General features: G+C 46.8%; 12 protein-coding genes, 1 pseudogene and 1 riboswitch. Of the genes and pseudogenes, 2 read left to right on the forward strand and 11 right to left on the reverse strand.

What is annotated here, in order from left to right:
• Window positions 1-218 (reverse strand): annotated as a pseudogene (locus ACQEXR_RS16740) (transposase); the annotation flags it as partial.
• 675 nt (window positions 219-893) lie between these two features.
• Between ACQEXR_RS16740 and ACQEXR_RS16745 the strand changes: the two are divergent.
• The gene (locus ACQEXR_RS16745; protein ID WP_427020778.1) at window positions 894-1,916 is read left to right on the forward strand and encodes an acyltransferase; all 1,023 of its coding nucleotides are present in this window, start codon (window positions 894-896) and stop codon (window positions 1,914-1,916) included.
• A gap of 65 nt (window positions 1,917-1,981) precedes the next feature.
• On the opposite strand, the gene ACQEXR_RS16750 is transcribed toward ACQEXR_RS16745, so the two are convergent.
• Together ACQEXR_RS16750 and ACQEXR_RS16755 are read right to left on the reverse strand one after the other, a co-directional pair.
• Complete coding sequence (locus ACQEXR_RS16750; RefSeq protein ID WP_426952865.1) at window positions 1,982-2,368, reverse strand: MAPEG family protein; 387 nt, start codon at window positions 2,366-2,368, stop codon at window positions 1,982-1,984.
• Window positions 2,365-2,691: an ArsR/SmtB family transcription factor gene (locus tag ACQEXR_RS16755; RefSeq protein ID WP_269375269.1), complete on the reverse strand. Its 327-nt coding sequence runs from the start codon at window positions 2,689-2,691 to the stop codon at window positions 2,365-2,367. The genes ACQEXR_RS16750 and ACQEXR_RS16755 overlap by 4 nt, the downstream gene beginning before the upstream one ends.
• 263 nt (window positions 2,692-2,954) lie before the next feature.
• Between ACQEXR_RS16755 and ACQEXR_RS16760 the strand changes: the two genes are divergently transcribed.
• Window positions 2,955-4,037 carry a permease gene (locus ACQEXR_RS16760; RefSeq protein ID WP_426952863.1) on the forward strand — a complete coding sequence of 361 codons (1,083 nt, stop codon included), beginning with the start codon at window positions 2,955-2,957 and terminating at the stop codon, window positions 4,035-4,037.
• 55 nt (window positions 4,038-4,092) lie between these two features.
• Here ACQEXR_RS16760 and copI read toward each other — a convergent pair whose 3' ends face one another.
• From copI to thiD, 8 genes are all read right to left on the reverse strand, one after another.
• Entirely contained in the window at window positions 4,093-4,608 is a 516-nt protein-coding gene (gene copI, locus ACQEXR_RS16765; protein ID WP_138973072.1) for a copper-resistant cuproprotein CopI, read from the reverse strand.
• 66 nt (window positions 4,609-4,674) lie between these two features.
• Window positions 4,675-7,812 (reverse strand): efflux RND transporter permease subunit, encoded by a 3,138-nt coding sequence (locus ACQEXR_RS16770; protein ID WP_426952860.1) that lies wholly within the window; start codon window positions 7,810-7,812, stop codon window positions 4,675-4,677.
• Window positions 7,809-9,521 carry an efflux RND transporter periplasmic adaptor subunit gene (locus ACQEXR_RS16775; RefSeq protein WP_269375272.1) on the reverse strand — a complete coding sequence of 571 codons (1,713 nt, stop codon included), beginning with the start codon at window positions 9,519-9,521 and terminating at the stop codon, window positions 7,809-7,811. The genes ACQEXR_RS16770 and ACQEXR_RS16775 overlap by 4 nt, the downstream gene beginning before the upstream one ends.
• An 11-nt stretch (window positions 9,522-9,532) precedes the next feature.
• Entirely contained in the window at window positions 9,533-10,900 is a 1,368-nt protein-coding gene (locus ACQEXR_RS16780; protein ID WP_426952858.1) for a TolC family protein, read from the reverse strand.
• A gap of 92 nt (window positions 10,901-10,992) precedes the next feature.
• Window positions 10,993-11,433 carry a hypothetical protein gene (locus ACQEXR_RS16785; protein ID WP_426952856.1) on the reverse strand — a complete coding sequence of 147 codons (441 nt, stop codon included), beginning with the start codon at window positions 11,431-11,433 and terminating at the stop codon, window positions 10,993-10,995.
• Between the two features lie 117 nt (window positions 11,434-11,550).
• Entirely contained in the window at window positions 11,551-12,036 is a 486-nt protein-coding gene (locus tag ACQEXR_RS16790) for a VOC family protein (protein ID WP_269375274.1), read from the reverse strand.
• Window positions 12,037-12,166: 130 nt separating this feature from the next.
• The gene (locus ACQEXR_RS16795; RefSeq protein ID WP_427020779.1) at window positions 12,167-12,910 is read right to left on the reverse strand and encodes a phosphatase PAP2 family protein; all 744 of its coding nucleotides are present in this window, start codon (window positions 12,908-12,910) and stop codon (window positions 12,167-12,169) included.
• Window positions 12,911-13,052: 142 nt separating this feature from the next.
• A complete protein-coding gene (gene thiD, locus ACQEXR_RS16800; RefSeq protein WP_427020780.1) occupies window positions 13,053-13,883 on the reverse strand; it encodes a bifunctional hydroxymethylpyrimidine kinase/phosphomethylpyrimidine kinase in 831 nt (276 codons plus the stop codon).
• A 99-nt stretch (window positions 13,884-13,982) separates the two neighbouring features.
• A riboswitch (TPP riboswitch) is annotated at window positions 13,983-14,092 on the reverse strand.
• Window positions 14,093-14,129: the final 37 nt, after the last annotated feature.

Consider the following 14,129-nt stretch of genomic DNA (forward strand, 5'->3'; position numbering starts at 1 on the left):
TGGTAGTGGTTGCTCATGATGGCGTAAGCGCAGATGTCAATGCAGTAAAGTTGCGAGAGCGCCATCATTTTTCGCTTCACCCACGCTCTGCGATGCTCATAATTTTGTTGAGTGATAGGGTCAGTCCCACACAGAAAGCTACGCCTGACACAGCGAGAGACGCAATGATAATAAGGTGTGGCATCAACGCATATCTGTTGTTTTCTCGCAGTTGTCATTTTTACGCCCCTTTGGTGAGTTATCCAGTGAGGTTAAGAATGCCAACAACAATCGGCAACCCGCATGAATAGAACCTTTGGCGTAAGTATCAACAACTCACTCTTATTTCATCCTTTATGGCGTGTGTCCTTTTGCTACTTTTGTTGGATACGACGTAAAATTTCGTTGTTAGTCACTAGGGATTCCTAAAATGAGTTCTAAGGGTGAATAAAAATCCATCAATCACATGCGATCTGTGGGTGTCTTTATTCAATAGCGTAGTTGACGGTGACTCTAACAGAGAACAGGTTTATTCGGTAGGTTAAAAAATGGAAATAAGACGGCCTATTCGAACTAGTTGGCGAAGTTGGTAAGCCCCCACTTTCATAGACACTATGCTGATTAGAAAAAGTAGGTCGATTCAGAGCTTATCTAACCTAACCGATGCTCATGTACTTCCCAGTTTGCTTAAGTAGACACGTCGGAAAACCATTGAGATATCAGGTGATGGTGATCGCCTAACAACCAGTCATGTTAGGTACGTTTTTAATTGAAAATCGGTGTTGCACTTATTGAGCCGCCTCGCAAATCACCGCTGAATATTGCCGTTACAGTACAACAACTTGATTTAGGTTGCGTCATTAACCCTGGTTTGCTGGTATACGTTCGCTACTTTCAGTTAATTTTTTGTCGTTATGGTAAGTAAGAAAATTCAAAGTATTGAGCTCGGTCGAGTGATCGCTATTTTGGCGATTGCCGCCATGCATTGTCAGATGTTTTTAACCTATTGGCAGTTCGATGAAAACCCTTGGATAGGATACGTGTTTAATCAGTCTACTCGTTTTGCTGTACCACTGTTTTTCCTTATATCTGGTTACTTGATCCAACCTAAGCTAGTAGCAGCACCGCTAGAAACATTACAACGTTATGTCTCCCCGCTTCTGCGTGTATTCATTGTCTGGAGTGTTATCACTTTAGTGATGCCTTTCAATCTAGGTACAGTGGCAGAATCTGGGTATCTGGCCGAGCGTCAAGGGTACTGGGGCTATCTGGCACAATCGCCTCTTAACTCCCTGCTTGAAGGCGGTCTCGTTCACCTGTGGTTTATTCCAGCATTAATCTGTGCTGCGGCCATTGCGTCTTTACTGGCTAAGTTCAACAAGCTGGCACTGTTTATCCCTATCGGTGCCGCTTTATACTTTTACGGTGTGCTAGCGGGCAGTTATCAAGCATTAACTGAACTACCTGCTCCCTTTTTCACCCGTAATGGGCCGTTTTTTAGTACCTTGTTGTTTGCGATCGGCTTTGAGATACGTCAGCGCGGTCTGTCGATGACAGCCAAGCAGGCTTTACTGCTTGCATTTACCGGTATGGCGTCACATTTTGTCGAGGCTTGGCAGCTCACTCGTTTCGACCAGCCCTTTAACGCAAATGACTACCTGTTCGGCACCTTCGTTTGGGGAACAGGCTGCTTTATGTGGCTATTAGCGAAGCCAAACTTTGGGGCGGGACGCTGGCTAACTGCTCAGTCAAACTCCGTGTTACCACTCTATGTTGCGCACCTGCCGATGATCATCGTGATGATGAATATCGCGGGTATGCTGTCATTAACAGGGTTTGCAAAAGATATGCTGTTGCTATTTGGCGCAACAGTCCTGACATTCTTATTGGTAAAAGGGTTGGAGAGAACACCTCTCTACCGTTTTTTATTCAGATAACTCCCCAACAAAAAAGCGATGGTGATGACCATCGCTTTTCGTTTGCTGCACCGGTGGCTAAAGCACTACCACATTTTGTCGAAAGGTAAGTGAATGATATTGAGCACAATCAGTGCTGCCATAGCCAGAAACGTCAATTTCATTCCGCCAATACGTCCTTTTAGCCTATCCGCTAAGATACCTTTGGCATGCATCACTCGACCTACTACAAATACCACGCCACATAAGTGAATCAGCCATACCCTTGCACCATTGTATTCTAGCGTCGCCATCATGATCAGCGTAATGGGAATATAATCGACGGCATTGCTATGGGCACTGCGCGCAATAGTGAGCGCATCAACACCACCATCAGAGTACTTTACCTGTGCTTTGCGCCGTTGCTTGATGACCTGAATCGATAGCCAAATCATCAATGATGCGAGAATCGCTGCGTACAACGCTGTAATCATAAGTTCTCTCCTTGAGCTTGAAATTGAGTTGCGCATTGCTCGTCTGCACAGCATTCATCTTGGAGGAATCCAATGACATCTTCGAGACATTTGTAGTCTGTCACACAGTAAAGTGTTCGTCCTTCACGGCGTTGACTAATTAATCCTACTGACGCCAAACTTGAAATATGGTGAGACAGAGTCGACCCTGGTATCGCCAATTTCTCTTGCAATGCACCCACGGCAATGCCTTGGTAACCAGCTTTTACAACACTTTTATAGATGGATAGACGCACCGGATGACCGAGTTCTTTAAGCGCCTTCGCAGCCATTTCAAGATCCATGGAAGACTCCAATAAAAAAACAGACATTTCCAAAATAATCGAACTATTGATGAATAGCAATCATTGATCGTTCATTGCCCCTCATTTGTATAACCAAGGTCGCGCTTTAGAGACAATCCGAGTGTCATTGCTTGTACCTACTAATCAAAGACTTAGCTATCTTGATAGATTATATTTCGAATTTTATCGAAATATTTATTGATCTTTAGTTCTCCGATTCTATAATTCGAAAAAAATCGAAATATATTTAGAGTGACAGTACTATGAGTAACGAATTTATGATTATGGTAAGAGAAGCACTTAACATGTTTGCTTTTCTTGCCACTGAACTGGTGATCTTATTTTTGGTGATCAGCTACTTTGTGGGTGTTTTGCAGGCGTTTCTAACCCCACAAAAGATCCAAGCAATCTTGAGTTCACGTAATGGAAAAGGCTACTTTATTGCTGCATTTTTAGGGGCAATTACACCATTTTGCTCATGTTCAACGATTCCCTTCCTTAAAGGTTTGCTAAGAGCTCGAGCAGGGTTCGGTCCAATGATGGTGTTCCTGTTTGGTAGCCCACTGCTGAATCCTGTGATAATCGGCCTGTTCGTGGTGACCTTTGGCTGGCAAGTTGCCTTGTTCTACTTTTCAGTCGCAATGGTGGTCTCTATTGTCGCCGGATACACCTTAGAAAAATTGGGCTTTGAGCGTTATGTAAAACCTGAGGCTTACCAATCTCAAGAGGCATCAAGCTGCGGCACGCGCTGCGAAGACAGCAAACCTGTCACTAATAAAACATCTTCATGTGCCCCTTCTGGCTGCAACGCGACTGCACCAGTCATGGTGAAAGAGAGCACAGCTTGTGGGAAAGACTCACTGCCCAACGTTGAAGTCACTTGCTGCGCTAGCAATGGCACTCTAACGGCAACAATGATGCCAACGAAGCAACCAAATCGTTGGATGAAAATCTGGTTGTCGACTTGGAAAGATTTTAAACAGGTCCTGCCTTACCTGATGCTAGGTGTCGCGATTGGTTCATTGATCTATGGATTCATCCCTACTGAGCTGATCGCGCACTACGCTGGCGCAGGTCAATGGTATGCGATCCCTGTTGCTGCCATCATTGGCATTCCACTCTATATTCGTGCAGAGGCTGTGATCCCTCTAAGTGCAGCGTTGGTTCAAAAGGGGATGGCGTTAGGTTCAGTAATGGCGTTAATTATCGGTAGTGCTGGGGCGAGTTTGACAGAAGTTATCTTGCTAAAATCTATCTTCAAAAATCAAATGATTGCCGCTTTCCTGACTGTGATTCTGGGTATGGCAATTGGCGCAGGCTTCTTGTATAGCTTCATCTTTGGCTAGCTATCACTTGCAAAAAAGGCAGCCTTGGCTGCCTTTTTGAGGATAACGATGGAAACTAAAGCGCCATCTTTTTAACCATGCCCGCTTCAGCGTGACCGGCGATATTACAGGCTAGCTCTACATTGCTATCGCCATGGAAATGCCATAGCAGTTGCTTGGCTTTACCCGGCTCAACGGTCACTGAGTTTCCTGAGTCGTGCATATGACCTGCACTCATGGTTTTCATCATTTCACGGTGCTTCAGTTGCTCCTGTTCCGAGCCAATAGTGAACTCATGATTCATTTTGCCGGTGTTTAGCACAACAAACTGTACCACGTCGTTTGGCTCAATTTTCACGTCTTGTTTAAAGCGAATTTTCATATCATCACTTAAAAGCACGTGAACCACTTTGTCAGGTTTTGCGCCTTTTGCTGGCATGCCGACATCCGACATTCCTTCCATATTCATCATCATAGAGTGGTCCATTTTCGAAGCACCCATCTCACCATGATTCATATTAGCGTGATCAACATTTGCCTGTGCGCCCATCGCAGTAACGCTTAACATGATTGATAGTAGTGTCTTTTTCATTGTTCTTTCCTTAATTTCTAGTTTAGTTCAGCCTCAGAACATCCAGAGGCTGATCACGTCGTAGGGTTATTGTTTATTGGGTTGAGCAGCCACTTCTCGCTGCTTCCACAATTTAAAAATCGCTGGTAACACCAACAGAGTAAGCAGTAGTGCTGACGCCATACCACCAATCATCGGTGCGGCAATACGTTGCATCACTTCTGACCCCGTTCCTTGGCCGTACATAATCGGTATCAAGCCAATAATGACGGTCAGTACGGTCATCATTACAGGACGGACGCGGAGTCCCGCACCTTGGCGAATGGCGTTAGTGAGATCTTCCATTTGCAGTGGCTGTTGCTTATCCGAGGCGGCTAGTTTGGTGTAATGCCATGCCTGATTGAGGTAAACCAACATGATGACCCCAATCTCGACCGCGACACCGGCCAAGGCAATAAATCCAACCCCTACTGCTATCGAGAAGTTGTAGCCAAGGTAGTGCATCAGCCATAAGCCACCGACCATCGCAAGTGGCAAAGTCATCATGATGATCAGCACTTCGCCAATACGACGGAAGCTGAAGTAGAGCAGCAGCATGATGATGGCGATGGTGATTGGAACCACAACGCCCAAACGTTCTTTAGCGCGTTCCATGTATTCGTACTGTCCCGACCAAACCAGCGAGTAACCCGCAGGGAGCGCAAGCTGCTCAGCCACCGCCTGTTGTGCATCGGCAACATAAGAACCCAGATCTCGACCATCAATATCAACAAATACCCAACCATTTGGACGTGCGTTTTCGGTCTTGATCATCGGAGGGCCGTCTTCGTAACGAATATCAGCAACATCCGCCAGTGCGATACGAGCGCCGTTCGGCGTCACCAGAGGCAGGTTCTGCAATTTGACCACTGAATCACGGTAGTCTTGAGGATAACGAACGTTGATTGGATAGCGCTCTAACCCTTCAATGGTTTCTCCGACATTCATGCCACCGACTGCTGTGGAAACCACCTGCTGTACATCTTTGATACTTAGGCCATAACGGGCAGCTGCTCTGCGCTTGATATCAATGGTGACATAGCGACCACCAGCAACACGCTCAGCATAGACAGAGGCCGTCCCCGTCACCTGATTTAAGATAGGCTCTAACTGAGCACCAATTTTCTCAATTTCACTCAATTGTGGACCTGAGATCTTGATACCAATCGGAGTCTTAATCCCGGTCGCCAGCATGTCGATACGTGTTTTGATCGGCATAACCCATGCGTTAGTCAAACCAGGGAATTGAACCAGTTGATCAAACTCCCGACGTAGCGATTCCGTTGTGACCCCTTCACGCCATTGATCGCGCGGTTTCAACTGAATCACGGTTTCAATCATGGTGAGAGGTGCTGGGTCAGTCGCAGTGTCCGCTCGACCAATCTTGCCCCATGCAGTTTCCACTTCAGGAACGGTCATGATCAGCTTGTTGGTTTGTTGCAGTAGCTCACGTGCTTTACCTATCGAGATCCCTGGGTAAGTGGTCGGCATGTACATCAAATCTCCCTCATCCAAAGGAGGGATAAACTCACTGCCTAGCTTAGTTGTCGGATAGTAAGCCGATGCCATCAATGCCATTGCCAGCAGCAAAACACTTTTAGGGTATTTTAGGCTGAAGTTAAGCATAGGTTTGTAGAGCGCGATGAGTCCCCTATTGATTGGGTTTTTATCTTCAGGCAGCACTTTGCCTCGAATAAAATAGCCCATCAGCACTGGCACTAAGGTGATTGCCAGACCTGCTGCCGCAGCCATGGCGTAAGTTTTGGTGAAGGCGAGTGGCGAAAACATCTTGCCTTCCTGACCTTCCAGTGCAAACACAGGCACAAAGCTCAATGTGATAATCAACAATGAGAAGAACAATGGCGCACCCACTTCCTGAGCAGCATCACCAATCACCTGCCAACGATTCTTGTCCGTTAGCGGTGTGCGTTCTATATGTTTGTGCACGTTTTCGATCATGACGATCGCCCCATCAACCATGGCGCCGATGGCAATCGCAATCCCCCCCAGTGACATGATGTTGGCGTTGATGCCTTGCCAATGCATGATGATAAATGCAGATAAGATACCAACCGGTAAGCTCAAGGCGATGACGAGCGAAGAACGAATATGGAATAAAAACAGAGCGCAAACTATCGCCACGACGATGAACTCTTCCGCCAGTTTCTTCCACAAGTTTTCGACCGCCGAATCGATCAGTGTTGAACGGTCATAAGTCGCAACAATCTCAACCCCTTCCGGTAAGCTTCGCTGTAGCTCATTGAGCTTGTCTTTGACGTTCGCAATCACCTGACTGGCGTTCTCACCAAAACGCATCACGATCACGCCACCAACAGCTTCACCTTCACCGTTCAGTTCAGATATACCACGACGCATTTGCGGCCCGATGTTGATGTCGGCAATATCACCAAGCAGCAACGGGGTACCTTTTTTGGTCACTTTTAGTGGCAGTGCCTGAATATCTTCTATGCTCGATAGATAACCAGTGGTGCGAACCATATGCTCAGCTTCGGCCACTTCAACCACTGATGCGCCCGTCTCTTGGTTACCATTTTGAATCGCCATATTGACTTGTTGCAGGGTAAGGTCATAGGCACGCAGCTTGGCAGGGTCAATTTGCACCTGATACTGCTTGACCATACCGCCAACGGTAGCGACTTCAGATACACCCGCTACGGTTTGCAGCTCATATTTGAGGAACCAGTCCTGCAAACTACGAAGTTGTGCTAAATCGTGCTGACCTGTTTTATCCTGTAAAACGTAGCTGTAGACCCAGCCAACCCCTGTCGCATCTGGACCTAACGTCGGCTTGGCACTGGCAGGCAAGTTAGGAGCGACTTGACTCAAGTACTCTAAAACTCGCGAACGTGCCCAATACATGTCGGTATCATCGTTAAAAATAATGTAAACATACGAGTCACCGAAAAATGAGTAACCGCGTACCGTTTCCGCGCCCGGCACAGCCAGCATGGCTGTTGTTAAGGGATAGGTAACTTGATCTTCAACCACTTGTGGAGCCTGTCCCGGATAGCTGGTCTTAATGATCACCTGCACATCAGAGAGATCTGGAATCGCATCCACTGGCGTATTTTTTACACTGTAAAGACCCGCAAAGATCAGTGCGGCAGTCGCCAGCAATACCAGTAAACGATTACTGATCGACCAACGGATAATGGCACCAATCATAATGCCTCCTTAGCGCGAACCAGTTGCTTCAATTGATAATCGGTGCCTTCTTTAGCCACTAGAAATCGAACTTTCTCACCTTCCTCAAAACCAGAAAGGTCCACTTCATCTCCAACAGAAAAGTTCATTTCACCCGCTTGCCAGCTCCACTCGGCGACAGGAAGATGCTTTAGAGTGATCATATTAAAATCGGCCATCAGCATCGATATATCACCACTCATCCAAACTTCAGCCGCAACAAGGCCATCGCCAATCTTGTAGTCGACGATCTGATATTTGCCCTCGGGCGTCTTTTGCATTGCAAACTCCAACGCCTGCCCTTGCGCCAGCGCATCCATGTCAACGCCTTCCGCGAGATCAAAGTTCATCACCATGCCCGGCCAATTCCATTCAGGAACAGGCTGATGGCTGATCGTTAACATTCGGTGCTGTGCCATAACATCCGTTATTTCACCTTGCGCCCAAACCGTTTCAGCGGGTGCTTCTACACCGTTGATTCTTGACAGATCCGCACTTTGACTTGATTCAGAATCAAGCAGGAAGTGAGCCGAGGTGACGATCGCTTGCCCTTGTTCAAGCCCTTTAAGCACTTCGACTTTATCGCCTGCTTCACGACCGACTTCGATACGTGCAGAGCGATATTTTCCTTCACCCTCAGCCAGCACCACACGAGCCATGCCTCCAGAACGGATTACCGATGAGCGAGGAATGGTCAGCACTTTTTCGCTACTTACGGGTTTAAGAGCAACATTGGCAAACATATTCGGTTTCAATTCCCCGTGAGGATTTGGGAACTTCAGACGCACGCGCAGCGTTCGCGTATTAGGGTCAAGGATCGGATAGACATAGTCGACCTCACCCTGCCACTCACCACCAGGGATGGCATCAAGCGTCATCGACGCACTGCTGCCCTGCTTTATCCAGTGAGCCTGTCTCTCAAACACTTCAGCATCGACCCAAACCTCTTTCAGCGGTCCAGCACTAATGACTGCTTGAGCCGGAGATAGGTAGCCACCTTCACGAATATTCAGGCTAGCAATGACACCATCCGCTGGCGCTTTAATTTCGATGGTCTGCTGAGCCTGACCACGACGCACGATGTCACTGATTTGCGCCCTATCGACCCCAAGGGTGACTAATCGCTCGGTCGCCCCTTTAATCATGCCCTTGCGTTGAGTCTGATGGGCACTGAGTAACTCTTCTTGTGCTTTGATCAGTTCAGGAGAGTAAAGAGAAAACAGCACACTGCCTTTTTCAACTTTTTCACCGACCGCGTTGATATAGAGTTTTTCAACCCAGCCAGACACGCGTACGTTGGTCTGCCATAGGTTACTTTCATCAAAGGCGATATAACCAACCGTTTCAATACGAGGCGCAAGTTCTGCAAGTTCTACTTGTGCGGTTTTCACGCCTAGATTGTTCTCCACCGAGGGATCGATAGTAACGGTACCAGGCTGGCTTGCTCCGCCATTTTGGTCTTCTGCATAAACAGGGATAAGATCCATCCCCATCGGTGACTTACCCGGTTTATCACGCTTGTAGTTTGGATCCATCGGCGCAACCCAGTACAGAGGCTCACTGTTAGAGACAGATTCTGAAGCTTGCGCCACACTCATATCATGGTTTGCACTCGGCAAATACATGCTGGCCGCAAAGCCCAATACGCCACCCACTACTAAAGCCACGCTGGCTACTTTAAATGTCGTCATCTTCTGTTCCTTTAATTTTGAATGCGCTGAGCCGGAGGCGTAATCTGATATTCAAACCCTCCCAATAAGGCGGCTAACTGGCTGCTCACCCTATTCCAATCTGTCATTAGCCGTTCTAGTTCAAGCTGCAATGCCAACTCATCGGTCGTTGCAGAGATAACATCACTGAACTGTGCGGTATTGTTTTGATAGCCACGTTCCACCGCCTCAGTACGAGAAGAAGCTTGAGGAATTAAGCTAGATTGGTATCGTTCGATCCGTTCGTTTAAGTTAGAACGGTCATTGAGCAAGGCATTCGCTTGTGCATTCATTTGCGCTAACAGGGTATCTTTCTGAGATAACGCCGCCCCAACCTGATACTGAGCCGCGGCGAGGTTGTTGTCCTGACGGTTGCCAGTAAACAGAGGAATATCCATCGTCAGGTAAGCACTAACAAGATCCGAAGCTGGCTGTCCGTTCATACCGTTGGCCTGTCGATAGGCGTACATCACTTCAACGCCAAACTGTGGCGTATAAGCCTGCTCTGCCATCTCTACCTGAGTCTGATTAACTGACACATTCAGTTCGGCCATCTTGATCATCGGATGCTGATTGAGCAGCGGATACAGATGGTTTGACTGACCAGCCTGATCGAGTTTGCTATCTAACATCGCCCAGTCGAGTTGATTACTTGCCTTGAGGGAAGAGGCACTATCGAGCCACTGAGACCCGAGCCACTCCGAAAGCTGAGCCACAATTCGACTCTGTTGCTGGCGGTTGGCCTGTAGTTTCTCATCGAGCTTATTGACTTGAAGTTGCGCATTGAGCAAGTCTTGAGCTTCACTTTTGCCAATTGAATAATTGGTCTGAAGATATTGCTCCATCTCGACCATCAGGCGACGATTTTCATCCAGTAGTCGCTGTGCGTGTTGCAAATAGCCCAATTCTAGCCATAGCTGAGTCATCTGATTGGCGACTTCACGTTCTCTGACTTCTATTTGCGCCGTCAGACCATCCGCTTGCTGGTTTGCTTGCTTTTGCTTGAGCTCTAGCGTTGACCCGCGCTCAAACTGCTGCATCAAACCAACAGAGATGTTGGTCATAGGATCTTTATCGAACTGAAAGCTGTCTACGGGTAAGCCACCCACGCCGACTTTCAACTTGGGATCCATCAAAGTGGCACTGGCCATGCCATTTGCACGCATTGCTTGTGCCTTGGCGGAAAACTCGGTGCGGTTTCCATCTTGGGATAACGCCGCCTCTATCAGAGACGTCAGTTGTTTAGTTGCGACCTCTCTTTGACCCGCTTCATTTCCATTTTGATGAGCGAAAGCAAACGCAGGCAAAGTCGCCAAACTCGCACTGACTACCAGCGCGACGAATCTTGGTTCTAAATTCACAATAATTACTCATTGTTTGAAGACACAATTGAAACTCCTGAACAGGCTGAAAATACAGTCAGTACCAAGAGAAAAGAGTTGTAATTTAAGAACTAAGCGGAAGGTGGACGCAGGAAGCTTTGTGGACGCATGATCTTGTCACCAATGGTAAGCGGATAATGCAAAGCTAGCGAATAGGTAATATCACTCAGAGACTGAGTATGCTGGATAGGATAGAAGGTCGTCGAACAAGCAGAAACACAACAGCGATGCGGGCCATCATCTGAGCTAGAACAACTTATCGTATTTGTTGATGGTTGCTTATCGATTGAGTGTGAACTTCGAAGTTCCTCAACCAAAGAGTGACAATCCGTATTGTTTGTCTGTAAAGATTCAGGCTGGTCAGTGGCATGTTGCTGATGCGACATCTGCGTACTGGAGTCCATAGCAGACATCATCGAAACCATCGACGGAGAACTGGCGGCATAACTCGACATCAACATTGCAATAATGCTGAAAATCACAATCATTAATGATTTAAGTGGATGAGTCATGGCGTACCTTTATCTATGAACTTTGGATGTTAATCCTTACCCCTAGGTAAAGGTCAAGAGCTTATGGCAAGAAAAAAGGATTGGTGCAGCACCAATCCTCTCTAAATTCGTCGACGATTACTCGTAATCTGAAGCGTATGTCTCTTCATAAGTATGTGAGTAAAGTTCGAACAAGTTACCAAACGGGTCTTCTAGGTAGACCATTTTTGCTGGCTTGCTGTCGTCTTCTGGATGGTAGCGCATCACATCCATACGTACCTTACCACCAAATTTCTCAACTTTTTCCATCACACCTTCGAAGTCATCTGTTTGTAGACAGAAGTGGAAGATACCCAAGCGCGAGAAATCAACCTCATGACGTTCCTGACGCTCTTTCATTTCAAATAGTTCTACGCCAATGCCATCAGTTGTCACTAAGTGGGCAATGTTAAAACCTTTAAAGCCTTCACCGAATACTGCGATACACATGCGACCAATCGCCGTCTCGCGTTCTTCAACAACTTTAGTATTGTTCATCACAATGTTAAGACCTAGAGCTTGAGTGTAGAACTCAACCGCTTGATCCATATCGCCAACCATGATACCCACGTGATTCATTTTCATAATCTGCTCCAAATACATTTCATTTGTTTGTTTCGATGAGGAGAGTATATGGCGCGCAGAGAATTATTTGAAATTATCATTAATTATAAAAATAATAACGAAAATTTATATTCAATTCTCTACAACTTGGCTAATGAGTCGTACTCATCCGCCTAGAAAGCAGCTTATTGATTGCCCAGTCAAATCGGGGAACAACAGCGTAAACCGCCGCAACGAATACAATAGAGCCGACTAAATCGATAGGCCTATGCATACCTAACCACAATCGACTATAGGCAACAGCCACAGCCCAACAACCTAGTAAAGCCGCAAGTGTGTAGCGTTTATTGCTAACAAAGATACCACCAAAAAACGCTAAGCAAATCGCCGCAAAAATCGTGTGTCCTGATGGAAATGAGTAGTCTTTTTCGCCCTGCCAGTGACGGGTTCTCCACTCGGTGACTTGTTGCGAAATCTCATCTATCACTTGAGATTTTTGCAAGGAGTCTAGTTTGTAGAAGTGTTCTGGTTTGGGGATCAGCAACTGATGCGCGAGCAACTCGGTGTATGGGCGTGGGCTTTCGGTCATATGCTTTAAGCCCGTTTTAGCCGCAAAACCAATCACCAGAATAATCGCTAGTTGCACCATTTTTTTAATGAATTCTGGATGGTTGCCTATTATTCGCCAAGTGATAAACACCAAAAGCGATAGTGAAAACAAAAAACCTGAAGAACCCGCAGAGTCAGTCAGTAAGGTGAAAACTATCCCAGTAAAGTCATTCACTTCACTGAGTAGATCAATATGACTCACAATTAACGACATCGGCGCGATAACCAGCAAAAATGCCACAAGCAGCACCAGACCATCACGCTTATTTTTCAACAGATTTTTCACGATATAGATTCACAGCAGCACAAGAGGAGAAGGAATAGTAGTTTACTTCACTGGCAGAAATTATCAGTTCAATGTCAAATTGGTGAAAGTTAACTCACCTCTACCAATCCGATCACGCTTTGGGACTTTATCACTCATGCCGCTACCGAACATTGACATGACCACAGAAGAAATGGTTTACAGGGCCATGTCCTTGCCCCACTTTGAGCTGATCTGCGTGAGAGATGGCTTGAGAGATATATTGTTTACCGAGATACACCGCTTTATGTAGGCGATGGCCCTGAGCCAAATAAGAGGCAATCGCCGATGAGAGAGTACACCCCGTGCCATGGGTATTTTTGGTTTCTATTCGCTTGGCGCTCAACAATTCGCTGCTGTTTTGCTCAATCAACAGATCGCTACTCTTATCCGTTTTCTCCAAGTGACCACCTTTGAGTAATACCGCTTTAGCGCCTAGCGCTTTGAGTGCATCGATCGTCTCTGTCATCTGGCCTTCATTGTGAGGAACATCCCTCCCAATCAAAGCGGCACATTCAGGCAGGTTCGGGGTAATCAAGTCCGCTAAAGGAAGAAGCTGCTGTTTCAATGTTTCGACCGCCGATTGGGCTAATAACGGGTCACCACTGGTTGCAACCATGACCGGATCCACCACTAAATACTTGGGTTGATACTGACGAATTTTACTCGCGACCATAGCTATGATATCAGCGTCCGCAAGCATTCCGACTTTGACAGCAACCACATTAAGATCGGAGAAAACAGCGTCGAGTTGACTCTCAATATGTTCGACAGGGATAGGATGAATGGCACTAACACCGAGTGTATTTTGCGAAGTGACTGCCGTAATGACTGAACAGGCGTAACTGCCTGTCGCGGATATCGCCTTAATGTCGGCTTGGATACCAGCACCACCACCGCTATCTGAGCCGGCAATAGTGAGTACAATAGGTGGTGTGTCTTGAGAGTGTGGCATTTTGGCTCCTACAACAAGACGTACAAGAACCTATGGCGATGAGCAGAGAGAGCTCTATGAGCCGATTTCTCCATCGAATGCCAGTATGACGACCGAACGGTCGATATACATATAGTTCCCTACGCCAGTGCTAACTGAATCAGGTTCAACGGGTCTCGCTTCGCGATCTCAGCCTTAATCCTATTGGGCAGGCTCCCCGACTATTGGTCACAAATCATAACAATAAACTTTCACCGATTACATCAA

The sequence above is a fragment of the Vibrio sp. TRT 2004 genome, from assembly GCF_050113735.1.
Classification (GTDB): domain Bacteria; phylum Pseudomonadota; class Gammaproteobacteria; order Enterobacterales; family Vibrionaceae; genus Vibrio.